This is a genomic window from Mesorhizobium sp. B2-3-14, from assembly GCF_006442175.1.
GTDB classification, from domain to species: Bacteria; Pseudomonadota; Alphaproteobacteria; order Rhizobiales; family Rhizobiaceae; genus Mesorhizobium; species Mesorhizobium australicum.
Map to the genome: position 1 here is coordinate 675701 of NZ_VFVP01000002.1, position 13686 is coordinate 689386.

Genomic DNA, 13686 nt, shown 5'->3' on the forward strand with positions numbered 1-13686 from the left:
GATGAGAAGACGGGCAGGGTTGCAGACCGAGGCGGTGTCATTGCCAGGGAAGATCTATTGATTGCTTCCCCTGGTGCAGGTCGTGGCGGTGAAGGCGCCGTCGGGCTGCTTCATGATGATGTCGAAGGAGGGCGGACTCTGGCCGTCCAGCGTTGCCTGGGTGAGCGAGAGCGAGTTGCCGCCAGTGGTGTAACCGCCAACTGGTCCCAACCAGGAGATCACGCCGTTTGCATCCATCTGGTAGTTGTAGCCCTGCTGCGCGGTCCCGAACGTGACCGGGCCGTTGTAGACGTTTCCCTTGATGGTGATGTCGCCGAGGTTGAGGAACATGCCGAGCAGGTAGGCCTCGCAGTGATAGATGCCGTCGGGCATCCTGCCGTCGCTGAAGTCGGCTCGGGCCGCTCCGGTTGCCGCCGCCAGAGCCACTATGCCGATGAATATGCGTGAAATGGCTGATGTCATGATGCCGTCCGCTTGAACGACCAAGCTTGCCCTATTTTTGCGCCGCGCCGCAACATTTGCCGTCGGCGATCTGCCTTCGAGATCAAAATATAGGCATCTAAAGAAAATGGGCAAAACTTAGGCATATGCCTTGTGCATTGCGCAAATTTCCCTCAATCAATTTTTAACCGGCTCTCTTTGTTTCGTTCAATCTAATATAGCAACGCACTGATAACATGTATCTATTTTGCGCTTTTCCGCATGCCTTCAGCGGTTGGCACGGGGGTTGCTTTGCATAGTCGCGGTGCAATCAAACCAGCTTGGGAGTCTTCCGCATGAGGGGTAATTTCTCGATAATAGCAAAAATGTTCTCGGCGAGCGTAGTTGCCGCCGGCCTGGTGATGTCTGCTCCGGCCAGGGCCGCCGATGATACGATCAAGGTCGGCATTCTTCATTCGCTGTCGGGCACGATGGCGATTTCGGAGACGACGCTGAAGGACGCCATGCTGATGCTCATCGACGAGCAGAACGCCAAGGGCGGCCTGCTCGGCAAGAAGCTCGAAGCGGTCGTCGTCGATCCGGCTTCCAACTGGCCGCTGTTCGCCGAAAAGGCGCGTGAGCTGATCTCGAAGGACAAGGTCGCCGCGGTGTTCGGCTGCTGGACCTCGGTGTCGCGCAAGTCGGTGCTGCCGGTGTTTTCCGAACTCGACAATATCCTGTTCTATCCGGTCCAGTATGAGGGCGAGGAAAGCGAGCGCAATGTCTTCTACACGGGTGCCGCGCCGAACCAGCAGGCCATTCCGGCCGTCGATTACCTGATGAGCGAGGATGGCGGTTCGGTGAAGCGCTGGGTGCTCGAAGGCACAGACTACGTCTATCCGCGCACCACCAACAAGATCCTCGAAGCCTATCTGAAGGCCAAGGGCGTCGCGGCCGAAGACATCATGGTCAACTATACGCCGTTCGGCTTCTCCGACTGGCAGACCGAAGTCTCGGCGATCAAGAAATTCGGCTCGGCCGGCAAGAAGACCGCCGTCGTCTCGACCGTCAATGGCGATGCCAACGTGCCGTTCTACAAGGAACTCGGCAACCAGGGCATCAAGGCCGAGGACATCCCGGTCATGGCCTTCTCGGTCGGCGAGGAAGAGCTGGCCGGTCTCGACACCGCGCCGCTGGTCGGCCATCTCGCCGCCTGGAACTATTTCGAGAGCGTCGATACGCCCGAGAACAAGAAGTTCATCGCCGACTGGCACAAGTTCATCAAGAGCGACAAGCGCACCACAAACGACCCGATGGAAGCTCATTATATCGGCTTCAACATGTGGGTGAAGGCGGTTGAGAAGGCCGGCACCACCGATCCGGACAAGGTCATCGACGCCATGATCGGCGTTTCTGTGCCAAACCTGACCGGCGGCTACTCGACGATGATGCCGAACCATCACATCACCAAGCCGGTGCTGATCGGCGAAATCCAGGCCGACGGCCAGTTCGAAACGGTTTCGCGCACGCCCGGCCTTGTGATGGGCGACGAATGGTCCGACTACCTGCCGGACTCCAAGGATTTGATCTCCGATTGGCGCAAGCCGCTGTCGTGCGGCAACTTCAACGTTGCCACCGGCAAGTGCGGCGGCAAGGGCACAAACTGATCCTCCCCGGGCTGGGCCTTCATGCCAAGCCCAAGACCGCACGCGTCCGGACGGTTTCCTCCACTGTCCGGACGCGCCCATTTCAAACCTTCAAGGGTTAACTCAAGCCGATGACCTTGATCCGCACGATTGGCCTGACGCTGTTGTTCCTGCTGGCGACACTGTCGTCGTCGGGCGCAGGCGAAGCCGATCTGCGCGCCATCATCGCCAAGTTCGCGAGCGCCAAGGGCTTTTCCGAGACCGGAGCCGTCGTGCATGACCTCGCCGCCACCGGCGATCCTTTGGTCGAACACCCGCTTTCGGCACTCGCCGATGGCAATCTCTATATCCGCAAGGCCGATTCCCTGGTCTTCGTCGGCAAGGAAACCGGCGAAAGCGTCCAGCTTTTCGATCCGCTCAGCAGCGAAGCATCCGGCGAGGCGGCCAAGGACGACGTCGCCAAGATCAAGGTCAACAACACACTGCGCCGCGTCATCCGCGATGCGCTCGGCACGTTGACGCTTGGCGCCAAGGATCCGGCTGTGCGGCTGGCCGCCGCCGGCACCATGTTCAAGACGCCCGACGCAGCCAACATCGAGCCACTCGACACGGCGATTGCCGGCGAGACCGTGGCCAGCGTCAAGGCTCTGCTCGAACAGGCCCGTGCGGCCTCGGTGCTTGTTTCCGACGGGCCTGAGGCCGACAAACTCGCCGCGGTCGCCCTGATCGGCGCGCGTGGCGACCGGGACGCGGTTTCGCTGCTCACTTCGGTCGAGGCCAGTGCCTCCGGCGCGGTCAAGGACGCGGCGACGGCAGCGATCGCCAACATCAATTCGACGCTGGCCCTGTGGGATGCCGGACAGAACATCTGGTACGGGATTTCGCTGGGTTCCGTGCTGCTGCTGGCAGCGATCGGGCTTGCCATCACCTTCGGCGTCATGGGCGTCATCAACATGGCGCATGGCGAGATGGTGATGCTTGGCGCCTATACGACCTTCGTCGTCCAGCAGGTGATCCGGACGTCCCTTCCCAGCCTGTTCGACTGGTCGCTGGTGATCGCGCTGCCGCTCGCCTTCCTGGTCGCGGCATTCGTCGGTCTCATCATCGAGCGCGGCGTGATCCGGTTCCTCTACGGCCGGCCGCTGGAGACGCTGCTGGCAACCTGGGGCGTCTCGCTCATCCTGCAGCAGGCGGTGCGCTCGATCTTCGGACCGACCAACCAGGAGGTCGGCAATCCGTCCTGGATGTCCGGCTCCTTCGACGTCGGACAATTGGCCATCACCTGGAACCGGCTGTGGATTCTGGTGTTCGCGCTCACGGTGTTCGGCATGTTGCTCTATGTAATGAAGCGCACGCCCTGGGGGCTGCAGATGCGCGCCGTCACCGCCAACCGGCGCATGGCCGCCTCGATGGGCATCAGGACGCCCTGGGTCGACGCGCTGACCTTCGCGCTGGGATCCGGCATTGCCGGTATCGCCGGCGTCGCGCTCAGCCAGATCGACAATGTCTCGCCCAATCTTGGTCGCGGCTACATCATCGACAGCTTCATGGTGGTCGTCTTCGGCGGTGTCGGCAATCTCTGGGGTACATTGGTCGGCGCCTTTTCGCTCGGCATCGTCAACAAGGTTCTCGAGCCCTATGCCGGCGCGGTGCTCGGCAAGATCGTCGTGCTGGTGCTGATCATCCTGTTCATCCAGAAGCGCCCGCGAGGCCTGTTCGCGCTCAAGGGCAGGGCGGTGGAAGCATGATATCGGGACGCTTCTTTGCCGCCGGCGCGGATCGCCGCATCGCCATCACCATCTTCATCCTGCTGGCGGTGGCTATAATCGTGCCGGTGCTTAACCTGGCCGTCTCGCCGACAAGCGCCTTCTACATTCCGTCCTACATTGTGGCGCTGACCGGCAAATATCTCTGCTATGCACTGCTGGCGCTCTCGCTCGATCTGGTCTGGGGCTATTGCGGTATCCTCTCGCTCGGCCACGGCGCCTTCTTCGCGCTCGGCGGCTATGCGATGGGAATGTATCTGATGCGCCAGATCGGCTCGCGCGGCGTCTACGGCAACCCGATCCTGCCCGATTTCATGGTGTTCCTGAACTACAAGGAATTGCCCTGGTTCTGGACCGGTTTCGACCATTTCTGGTTCGCCGCCATCATGGTGCTGGCGGTGCCCGGCCTGCTTGCCTTCATCTTCGGCTGGTTCGCCTTCCGCAGCCGCGTCACCGGTGTCTACCTCTCCATCATCACCCAGGCGATGACCTATGCGCTGCTGCTTGCCTTCTTCCGCAACGACATGGGTTTCGGAGGCAATAACGGCCTGACCGATTTCAAGGATATTCTGGGCTTCAACGTGCAGGCCGATACCACCCGTTCGGCACTGTTCGCGGCCAGCGCGGTGATGCTGGCACTCGCCGTTTTCATCACCTGGGCGATCGTCGGCTCCAAATACGGCAAGCTGCTGATGGCCGTGCGCGACGCCGAGAGCCGCACGCGCTTCCTCGGCTGGCGGGCGGAGAACGTAAAGCTGTTCGCTTTTACCGTTTCGGCCGTCATGGCAGGCATTGCCGGCGCGCTCTACGTGCCGCAGGTCGGCATCATCAATCCAGGCGAATTCGAGCCGGCCAATTCGATCGAGGTGGTGATTTGGGCGGCGGTCGGCGGCCGCGGCACCATTGTCGGGCCAATCATCGGCGCGTTGCTGGTCAATGCCGGCAAATCCTGGTTCACCGGCGTGCTGCCGGAATTCTGGCTGTTCGCGCTCGGCGGCCTGTTCGTCGCCGTCACCTTGCTCCTGCCCAAGGGCATCATCGGCATGTGGGACAGCTGGCGCGGCAATGCCAGGGCGCTGCGCGTGGCGTCCCAGGCTGAAGAAGCCGGCGCCGAGGTTGGCATCGCGTCCGCGACCTCGAAGCCCGCTCGCTCGCCGGCGAGAAACCCAGGCGAATGGTCCTGGTCCGACCCCGAACCGCAGGCGGCGGAGTAAGCGACCATGAGCAAATCCAACACTATCCTCTATCTCGACGGCGTCTCGGTGTCCTTCGACGGCTTTCGCGCCATCAACAATCTGTCCCTGGTGCTCGACAAGGGCGAGATGCGCGCCATCATCGGCCCCAACGGCGCCGGCAAGACGACGATGATGGACATCGTCACCGGCAAGACGAGGCCGGATGAAGGCGAAGTGTTCTTCGACGGCCAGGTGGACCTGACCAGGCATGACGAAGCCGAGATCGCCATGATGGGCATCGGCCGCAAATTCCAGAAGCCGACCGTTTTCGAAAGCCACACGATCGAAGAAAACCTGATGCTGGCGCTGAAGGGACCGCGTTCGATCTTCCCGGCGCTGTTCCATCGCCAATCGCCCGCCGAGGCGCGGCAGATCGATGACATCCTTGGCATCATCCGGTTGGGCGACAAGCGCCGCGAACTCGCCGCCAATCTTAGCCACGGCCAGAAACAATGGCTCGAGATCGGCATGCTGCTGGCGCAGGACCCGAAGCTGCTTCTGGTCGACGAGCCGGTGGCCGGCATGACCGATGCCGAGACCGAGGAAACCGCGCGGCTGCTCAGGGATATCGCCCGTGACCACTCGGTCATTGTCGTCGAACACGACATGCATTTCGTCCGCGAACTCGGCGTCAAGGTTACCTGCCTGCATGAAGGCTCGGTGCTCTCGGAAGGGACGCTCGATTTCGTTTCGGCCGACGAGCGCGTCGTCGAAGTCTATCTGGGGAGATGAGCATGGTCTGGCGGTTGCAATTCCATCACTTCGACATGTCGTTTCTTCGGTTCTGGAGAAGGCGCTGACATGCTCGAGGTCTCCAATGCCACGCTGCACTACGGCGCCGCCCAGGCGTTGCGCGGGGTGTCGCTGAAGGCGGGTGCGGGCAAGATCACCTGCGTGCTCGGACGCAACGGCGTCGGCAAGACCAGTTTGATGAGATCGATCGTCGGCCACCACAGGCTGACGAGCGGAAGCGTTGCCTTCGAGGGGAAGGCGCTCGACCGGAGCGCGGCGTATGACCGCGCCCGGTCGGGCATCGCATTCGTGCCGCAGGGCAGGGAGATCTTTCCGCTGCTCAGCGTGCGGGAAAATCTCGAATCCGGCTTCGCGCCCTTGAAGCGCGCCGACCGCAACGTGCCTGCGCACGTCTTCGAGCTGTTTCCGGTGCTGAAGCAGATGCTTGGCCGCCGTGGCGGCGATCTTTCCGGCGGCCAGCAACAGCAGCTCGCCATCGGCAGGGCACTCGTGATGCGGCCGAAGCTGCTGGTGCTCGACGAGCCGACCGAAGGCATCCAGCCCTCTGTCATCAAGGATATCGGCCGCGCCATACGCTATCTGCGCGACCAGGCCGGCATTGCGGTGCTGCTGGTCGAACAGTATCTCGATTTCTGCCGCGAACTCGCCGACGAGGTCAACATCATGGATCGCGGCCAGATCGTCCACACCGGCCCAGCGGAAGATTTAGACCGGGCTGATGTCCGCAAATTCCTCACAGTCTAGAATCGGCGCCAGACTTCATTGAAGATTTGAAGTTATTGGCAAGACCAATATTTCTTACATCCATCATCTGCGTCTCTGGCACATGCAATATCGCATGCTAGTGTTTCCGTGGCTTTGTGAGTCGGCCGTTTCCGTATCAGTCTGGTTATCGCAGATCGCGGCGCGGCAAAGGCCCTGCAAGTTCCACGCAAGCAAGGCTTCCTACCTTCCCGATCTGATTGTCGTTCAAACGCGTTTGGGCACACAGGCTAAGGGACAGCCATGGAACGTTACGTCGAAGACTACCAGAAGCGGCGGCTTACCGAACGCGTCGACATCATCGCCGCCATCAACATTCTGAGGTCACAGGGCTGTGACTACGACGACCTGATCGAGGAGATCACCAAGGTCTTCTATGTCGATCTCGATACCTTCAATGAAATCGTCATGGCGGCCTAATGCATGTCGCCCGGCGGGCTTGGCATGATACGCGCGTTTAGCTCGCGCGTCGGAATGGCGAGGCGGTGACGCGGTTGCGGCCTCCGCGCTTGGCGTCATAGAGCGCCTTGTCGGCGGCGCTGAGCACCTTGTCCAGGCTGATGCCCTCTTTGCTGCCAAACGCAAATCCGGCGCTGACCGTACAGGTGAGGGAACCGGTTTCGGTTTCTATCAGTCGCGTCGCGAAAGCCGCCCGGATGCGCTCGGCTGCTTCCTCGACCGCCTCCGGCAGCGTGCGCTTCAGTACCAGCGCGAATTCCTCGCCGCCCATGCGCGCGGCGACGTCGGCCGGTCGAAGGTTGGCTGCCAACTCGTTGGCGAACACCCTCAGCACTTCATCGCCCGCCGCATGGCCGAATTCGTCGTTGATGGTTTTGAAGTTGTCGAGGTCGAAGACGACCACCGCGGTAAAGGCGCCGACCGGGACATGGCCATGCATGTCGAACAGCGCGCGCCGGTTGAGCAGGCCGGTCAGGGAATCCGTCTGGGCGTTGCGATGGTGATGCCTCGCCAGACGCCCCTGATTGAGGGCAAGCGACAGCGCGCCAATACCTGTCATGCTGGCGATAACCACGACGAGGCTGAGCTCCTCGGCCCAGTTGCTTGGTGCATGTCCGAGCACCAGTTTTCCTTCCCAGGCGAGAACCATGGCGCAGAGCCCGAAGGAGGTGGCCGTGGCCGAATAGAGCGCGGTGATGCCGATCGTCAGGGCGGGTGCCTCATCACGGCCCTTCCAGTATTCGAAAGCCGTGGCGAACAGGAGCACGGCGGCAAACATGTTCTCCGCCACGAAGCCGAGGCCATCGTAGCCCAGAGCCATGGGGGGCAACGCTATCGCTAGGGAATAGCAACCCCACAGGGTCCGCGGCAGTGGCGAGCCGCCGGTTCGGAACTGATAGGCCGCACCCAGCATGGCCGAAAAGCCGATTAGCAGAAACGCCGAGGTGGCGATGCCGAGCAGGCGTCCCGGCATCCCGATATAGGCGTCATAGATAAAAATATCGCCGACCACGAACACCAGGCTGATCGCCCATGTCAGCAGGAATTTTTCCGAGCGGGCGGTCAGCCACATGCCGAACAATGTCAGGCTGAGGCAAGCGGCCGAGAAACCGACGGCCAGCAGAAGTGAAGTGTAGTCGAGCGACATGCCCTCTTTCCCTGCCGGCGGCGGTCCCAGCTCTGCGGCTTGGCGTCGGCGCATTCATGCGGCAAGGAAGTGTCGATAAGGTTACGATCGTGGCGAAGATGCCCAGGAACAGGCGCTTTGCTACGCTCAATACGCATAGGCTATGCGCCTATTGTGTGCAGCTGGACACCGACTGACGCCTTTTCAGTCGGCTACGCGCTTCATCAATGCCATCGCCCCGAACGGCGCCCGGACCTTGCCCTCGGTGATGAAGTAGACGAACACGTCGCGGGGCTGGACCGGGGCATCGGTGGCGGGGTCGGCGCGCCGCAGATCGGCCGGCTGCTTGCCCTGCGCCCAGATCTTGGCCCGCGCCGCCCATTCGTCGAGGCCCGTTGGCGTATAGCAATCGGGATTGTCGTCGCTGCCGGTCTGCAGCCGCGCATAGATGAAATCGCCAGTGATGTCGGCGATGTCAGGATATTTGGCATGGTCGGCATAGACGATCGCCGCCTTGTATTTGCGCGCGAGCGCTGGGAATTCCGGCACGATGAAACTGTCGTTGCGCACTTCAAGCGCGTGGCGCAGCGCGACACCATCCTGCTTTTCCGGCAGCAGCTTCAGAAACGCCTCGAAATCGTCCGGATCGAACTTCTTGGTCGGCGCGAACTGCCACAGGATCGGTCCCAGCTTGTCGCCGAGCGCGGCAACGCCGGAGCCCAGGAAACGCATCATCGATTCACCGGCTTCGCCCAGCACGCGCCGGTTGGTAACGAAGCGGTTGCCTTTCAGCGAATAGACGAAATTGTCAGGTGCTTCGTTGGCCCATTTGACGAAGGTCGGCTCCTTGAAGCTCGAATAATAAGTGCCGTTGACCTCGATGCTCGGCACCTGCCGGGTAGCGTATTGCAGTTGCTTGGCCTTCGACAGTTTCTCGGGGTAGAAGGACGTGTCCCAGGGTTCGAAGGTCCAGCCGCCCATGCCGGCGCGGATTGTTCCCGATTTGCTCATTGTCGTCCTCCCAGATTTCTAATGGCGATCAGGCCGTGGTGGACCTGTTGTCGACGGGTTTGGCCATGTCGACGAGTATCCACCCTGGCCGGTAGGGATTGGGCCGGCGACCCGTTTCGCGATAGCCGTAAGCGAGATAGAGCGCGATGTTTCGTTCCATTTTCGCATTGGTGTAGAGCCGTATCTCCGGCAGGCCCCACTGCCGCGCCTGCTCGTCAGCGTGCTTCAGCAATGCAATACCGAACCCCTTGCCCTGGAAGGCAGGCGACACCGCGACGGAGAAGATCATCGCGTGATCTTCATGCCGCTCCAGCGTGATCACTCCGGCAAGTTCATCGCCGCTCTCCAGCAGCCAGACCTGGCCCTGGGCAATACGCGGCGCGTAGTCCTCGGTAACCGGGATCGGCGGTGCATCGAGTATGGCATTGTAGGGAGCGTAGGCGGCTTGCGTCAGCGCGACGATCGCGGCGAGATCTTCAGGGCCGGCAAGCCTCATGCCAAAGCTGCTCTGGACCGTGATGAGATCATCCTTACCCATCACTCCGCCGCTTCGCGTTTGCCTCCAGGGCGACGCTCCAGCAACTCCTTGAGGAACTGGCCGGTGTAGCTGCGCTTCTCCCGCACGATCGCTTCCGGCGTGCCCGAGGCGACCAGTTCGCCGCCGCCATCACCGCCCTCGGGGCCGAGGTCGAGCACCCAGTCTGCGGTTTTTATCACTTCGAGATTATGCTCGATGACCACCACCGTATTGCCTTGGTCGACCAGTTCGTGCAGCACTTCCAATAGCTTGGCGACGTCATGGAAATGGAGACCGGTGGTCGGTTCGTCGAGGATGTAGAGCGTCTTGCCGGTCGCCTTGCGCGACAGTTCCTTGGCGAGCTTGATGCGCTGCGCTTCACCGCCGGACAGCGTCGTCGCCTGCTGGCCGATATGGATGTAACCAAGGCCGACCTGCTTCAGCGTCTCCAGCTTGTCGCGTACGCCGGGTACGGCGGCGAAGAAATCGACGCCTTCCTCGACGGTCATGTCGAGCACGTCGGCGATCGACTTGCCCTTGAACAGCACGTCGAGCGTCTCCCTGTTGTAGCGCTTGCCGTGACAGACGTCGCAGGTGACGTAGACGTCGGGCAAAAAGTGCATCTCGATCTTGATGACGCCGTCGCCTTGGCAGGCCTCGCAGCGGCCGCCCTTGACGTTGAAGGAGAAACGGCCGGGCTGATAGCCGCGCGCCTTCGCTTCCGGTAGCCCGGCGAACCAGTCGCGGATCGGCGTGAAGGCGCCGGTATAGGTGGCGGGGTTCGAACGCGGCGTGCGGCCGATCGGCGACTGGTCGATGTCGATGACCTTGTCGAGGAACTCCAATCCCTCGATGCGGTCATGCTCGGCCGGATGCTCGCGTGAGCCCATGATGCGGCGCGAGGCCGCCTTGAACAGCGTCTCGATCAGGAAGGTCGACTTGCCGCCGCCCGACACGCCGGTGACGGCGGTGAAAGTGCCGAGCGGGATTTCGGCGGTGACGTTCTTCAGATTGTTGCCGCGCGCGCCGACGATCTTCAGCCGCCGGTTTTTCTTCGCCTCGCGGCGCACGCCGGGCGTTGCCACTTCGAGCGCGCCCGACAGATATTTGCCGGTGATCGAATTGGGATTGGCCATCACCTGCTGCGGCGTGCCCTGGGCGATGATCTCGCCGCCATAGATGCCGGCGGCCGGACCCATATCGACGACATAGTCGGCATGCAGGATGGCGTCCTCGTCATGCTCGACGACGATCACGGTGTTGCCGATGTCGCGCAGGTGCTTGAGCGTGTCGAGCAGGCGGGTATTGTCGCGCTGGTGCAGGCCGATCGACGGCTCGTCCAGCACGTAGAGCACGCCGGTGAGGCCTGAGCCGATCTGCGAGGCCAGCCGGATGCGCTGGCTTTCGCCACCCGACAGCGTGCCGGAATTGCGCGACAAGGTGAGATAGTCGAGCCCGACATCGTTGAGGAAGCGCAGACGCTCGCGGATTTCCTTCAGGACGCGGACAGCGATCTCGTTCTGCTTGTCGTTGAGCTGCGCCGGCAGGTCGGTGAACCATTTGTCGGCGTTGCGGATCGACTGTTCCGTCACTTCGCCAATGTGCTTGCCGGCGATCTTCACCGCCAGCGCCTCCGGCTTCAGCCGGTAGCCCTTGCAGACCGGGCAGGGCGTGGCCGACATGAAGCGCTCGATTTCCTCGCGCATCCAGGCGGATTCGGTCTCCTTCCAGCGCCGCTCGAGATTGGGGATGACGCCTTCGAAGGTCTTGGTCGTCTTGTAGGAGCGCAGGCCGTCATCATACTGGAAGGTGATCTCGCGCTCGCCGGTGCCGCGCAGGATCGCTTCCTGGGCCGGCGCTGAAAGATCCTTGAACTTGTCGCCGAGCTTGAAGTCGTACGCCTTGCCCAATGCCTCGAGCGTCTGCGAGTAATAGGGCGAGGTCGATTTCGCCCATGGGCTGACGGCGCCGTCGCGCAGCGACACGTTCTCGTCGGGCACCACGAGGTTGGGGTCGATGGCGCGCTGGCTGCCGAGACCGTCGCAGGTCGGGCAGGCGCCAAACGGGTTGTTGAAGGAGAACAGCCTGGGCTCGATTTCCGGAATGGTGAAGCCGGAGACCGGGCAGGCGAACTTTTCCGAGAACAGGATGCGCTCATGCGTCTCGTTCTTCGACTTGTTGACCGAATCCTCGCCAGTCTGGCTGGCATCGAGCGGCCTGTCGGCGAACTCCGCCACCGCCAGCCCCTCGGCCAGCTTCAGCGCCGTCTCGATGGAGTCGGCAAGTCTTGTGGCAAGGTCGCCGCGCACGACGATGCGGTCGACGACGACGTCGATGTCGTGCTTGTATTTCTTGTCCAGCGCCGGCACATCGGCGATTTCATAGAAGACGCCGTCAACCTTGACGCGCTGAAAGCCCTTCTTCTGCAACTCCAGCAGTTCCTTGCGATATTCGCCCTTGCGGCCGCGCACGATGGGCGCCAGCAGGAACAGGCGCGTGCCTTCCTCGACCGCCAGCACCCGGTCGACCATCTGGCTGACTGTCTGGCTCTCGATCGGCAGGCCGGTGGCCGGCGAATAGGGCACGCCGACGCGGGCAAACAGAAGGCGCATATAGTCGTAGATCTCGGTGACGGTACCGACCGTCGAACGCGGGTTCTTCGACGTGGTCTTCTGCTCGATCGAGATGGCCGGCGACAGGCCGTCGATCTGGTCGACGTCCGGCTTCTGCATCATTTCGAGGAATTGCCGGGCATAGGCCGAGAGGCTCTCGACATAGCGGCGCTGGCCTTCGGCATAGATGGTGTCGAAAGCAAGCGACGATTTGCCAGAGCCCGACAGGCCGGTCATGACGATCAGGCTGTCACGCGGCAGGTCGAGATCGACATTCTTCAGATTGTGTTCGCGCGCCCCGCGAATGGAAAGATATTTATGGTCGGCCATGTCAGGTCGCCGCCTCAGATCTGGAATTTATGGGATAGGCGGGTTTCCCCGGCCATTCCCTATGTAGTTATTTTTGCCGCCACGTCGAGAGACGCCACAATTCTCGACAGAAGTCGTTTAACCGCCTTTCGCGCGAGCGGGCAAGCGGAAAGAACAAAGGCCGAACACCCTCCTGACAAAGCTGTGCGGAAGCTGACCCGAACGTAAGCTCCCGGCGATCACATTTTTCCGTAACCGGCTATTGATGGTTGACGCGGCCAACTCACGGGAGCAGTCTTGCGAAGTCAGCGAAGCCGGCCGTCTATCGATGGCCTCGCCGCCCCAAGGTGGCCTGCGAGACGCCGCAGGCATTTGCGATTTGCGCTTCACGACGACAATGTCGCAACGGACAAGAGGAGCGGAGCATGACGCCACCGGATAGTCCCCCAGGGCTTCAGTTGTTACTGGAGCCGCGGCAGGCATAAGTGCCAAGGGCAGGCGTTTGCGCCACCCGACAAACCGTGACCTGCCGTATCCCTGAAAATCAGAGACTGCTAGTCGGATCGTCGGCTGAATGCCGCGAAGCATCCGAAATCAAACGCCGGCAGTACACTCCCGGCAAAAAATGGATTTGAGATCCAGAAAAGCCCCGCCCGTTTGCCCAAGGCACGGCGGGGCTGTTCTTTGGGCGGGCTCCAGTTGGAAGGCCCGATCTTTGCCTATCTGGGTGGCTTGATCCCGCCAACTCCGACATCGACGGTGATGCTGCCGGAAATCCTGACGTCGGTATTGCCGATCTTGAACTGCCCATTGCCGCTGCTGGGGAACGCGTCGTCGGGTTCGGGCACCGGGGCCGGCTTGGCGATGCGATAGTCGCCGGTTACGCCGGGCAGGGCGCCTTTCCGAAACGACGACGAGGCCTCGTCGGCAAGTGCCGACCTGGACACAAGGCCGACGATGGCAAGCACCATGGCGGCCGTGACACGGTGCGATGTTCTTGATCGATGAGTGTCGGTCATCCCTTGTTATAGGGGCCGGCCGCCACCGGAGCCAGAGCGGGATCGTCAAAT

At 61.8% G+C, this 13686-nt stretch carries 12 protein-coding genes; 6 read left to right on the forward strand and 6 right to left on the reverse strand.

The features are described from left to right. Positions 1-54 precede the first annotated feature (54 nt). Complete coding sequence (locus FJ950_RS07895) at positions 55-462, reverse strand: hypothetical protein (protein ID WP_015317696.1); 408 nt, start codon at positions 460-462, stop codon at positions 55-57. Positions 463-776: 314 nt separating this feature from the next. Between FJ950_RS07895 and urtA the strand changes: the two genes are divergently transcribed. The 6 genes from urtA to FJ950_RS07925 all read left to right on the forward strand — a co-directional run bounded on the left by urtA (position 777) and on the right by FJ950_RS07925 (position 7002). Continuing rightward, on the forward strand, positions 777-2087 hold the full coding sequence (gene urtA / locus FJ950_RS07900; protein WP_140616296.1) for an urea ABC transporter substrate-binding protein: 1311 nt from the start codon (positions 777-779) through the stop codon (positions 2085-2087). A 110-nt stretch (positions 2088-2197) separates the two neighbouring features. Beyond that, positions 2198-3814, forward strand: a complete 1617-nt coding sequence (gene urtB / locus FJ950_RS07905; protein WP_015317698.1) for an urea ABC transporter permease subunit UrtB — start codon at positions 2198-2200, stop codon at positions 3812-3814. Further along, a complete protein-coding gene (gene urtC / locus FJ950_RS07910) occupies positions 3811-5046 on the forward strand; it encodes an urea ABC transporter permease subunit UrtC (protein WP_015317699.1) in 1236 nt (411 codons plus the stop codon). The genes urtB and urtC overlap by 4 nt, the downstream gene beginning before the upstream one ends. Positions 5047-5052: 6 nt before the next feature. Then, the gene (urtD, locus tag FJ950_RS07915) at positions 5053-5799 is read left to right on the forward strand and encodes an urea ABC transporter ATP-binding protein UrtD (RefSeq protein ID WP_015317700.1); all 747 of its coding nucleotides are present in this window, start codon (positions 5053-5055) and stop codon (positions 5797-5799) included. A gap of 69 nt (positions 5800-5868) precedes the next feature. Beyond that, the gene (gene urtE, locus FJ950_RS07920) at positions 5869-6564 is read left to right on the forward strand and encodes an urea ABC transporter ATP-binding subunit UrtE (RefSeq protein WP_140616298.1); all 696 of its coding nucleotides are present in this window, start codon (positions 5869-5871) and stop codon (positions 6562-6564) included. Positions 6565-6825: 261 nt separating this feature from the next. Next, positions 6826-7002, forward strand: coding sequence for a hypothetical protein (locus tag FJ950_RS07925; RefSeq protein WP_013531844.1), 177 nt, complete (start codon positions 6826-6828; stop codon positions 7000-7002). Between the two features lie 37 nt (positions 7003-7039). Here the strand turns inward: FJ950_RS07925 and FJ950_RS07930 are convergent, their stop codons facing one another. The 5 genes from FJ950_RS07930 to FJ950_RS07950 all read right to left on the reverse strand — a co-directional run bounded on the left by FJ950_RS07930 (position 7040) and on the right by FJ950_RS07950 (position 13635). Then, on the reverse strand, positions 7040-8188 hold the full coding sequence (locus tag FJ950_RS07930) for a GGDEF domain-containing protein (protein WP_140616300.1): 1149 nt from the start codon (positions 8186-8188) through the stop codon (positions 7040-7042). A gap of 183 nt (positions 8189-8371) precedes the next feature. Then, positions 8372-9178: a DUF72 domain-containing protein gene (locus tag FJ950_RS07935; RefSeq protein WP_140616302.1), complete on the reverse strand. Its 807-nt coding sequence runs from the start codon at positions 9176-9178 to the stop codon at positions 8372-8374. Positions 9179-9206: 28 nt separating this feature from the next. Beyond that, complete coding sequence (locus tag FJ950_RS07940) at positions 9207-9674, reverse strand: GNAT family N-acetyltransferase (protein ID WP_140616514.1); 468 nt, start codon at positions 9672-9674, stop codon at positions 9207-9209. 41 nt (positions 9675-9715) lie between these two features. After that, positions 9716-12637, reverse strand: coding sequence for an excinuclease ABC subunit UvrA (gene uvrA, locus FJ950_RS07945; RefSeq protein ID WP_140616304.1), 2922 nt, complete (start codon positions 12635-12637; stop codon positions 9716-9718). Positions 12638-13335: 698 nt separating this feature from the next. Beyond that, the gene (locus FJ950_RS07950) at positions 13336-13635 is read right to left on the reverse strand and encodes a hypothetical protein (protein WP_140616306.1); all 300 of its coding nucleotides are present in this window, start codon (positions 13633-13635) and stop codon (positions 13336-13338) included. Positions 13636-13686: the final 51 nt, after the last annotated feature.

Bases quoted from the DNA above. Each gene is read 5' to 3' on its own strand.
- FJ950_RS07895 (WP_015317696.1), bottom strand. From the start codon at position 462: ATGACATCAGCCATTTCACGCATATTCATCGGCATAGTGGCTCTGGCG.
- urtA (WP_140616296.1), top strand. From the start codon at position 777: ATGAGGGGTAATTTCTCGATAATAGCAAAAATGTTCTCGGCGAGCGTA.
- urtB (WP_015317698.1), top strand. From the start codon at position 2,198: ATGACCTTGATCCGCACGATTGGCCTGACGCTGTTGTTCCTGCTGGCG.
- urtC (WP_015317699.1), top strand. From the start codon at position 3,811: ATGATATCGGGACGCTTCTTTGCCGCCGGCGCGGATCGCCGCATCGCC.
- urtD (WP_015317700.1), top strand. From the start codon at position 5,053: ATGAGCAAATCCAACACTATCCTCTATCTCGACGGCGTCTCGGTGTCC.
- urtE (WP_140616298.1), top strand. From the start codon at position 5,869: ATGCTCGAGGTCTCCAATGCCACGCTGCACTACGGCGCCGCCCAGGCG.
- FJ950_RS07925 (WP_013531844.1), top strand. From the start codon at position 6,826: ATGGAACGTTACGTCGAAGACTACCAGAAGCGGCGGCTTACCGAACGC.
- FJ950_RS07930 (WP_140616300.1), bottom strand. From the start codon at position 8,188: ATGTCGCTCGACTACACTTCACTTCTGCTGGCCGTCGGTTTCTCGGCC.
- FJ950_RS07935 (WP_140616302.1), bottom strand. From the start codon at position 9,178: ATGAGCAAATCGGGAACAATCCGCGCCGGCATGGGCGGCTGGACCTTC.
- FJ950_RS07940 (WP_140616514.1), bottom strand. From the start codon at position 9,674: ATGAGGCTTGCCGGCCCTGAAGATCTCGCCGCGATCGTCGCGCTGACG.
- uvrA (WP_140616304.1), bottom strand. From the start codon at position 12,637: ATGGCCGACCATAAATATCTTTCCATTCGCGGGGCGCGCGAACACAAT.
- FJ950_RS07950 (WP_140616306.1), bottom strand. From the start codon at position 13,635: ATGACCGACACTCATCGATCAAGAACATCGCACCGTGTCACGGCCGCC.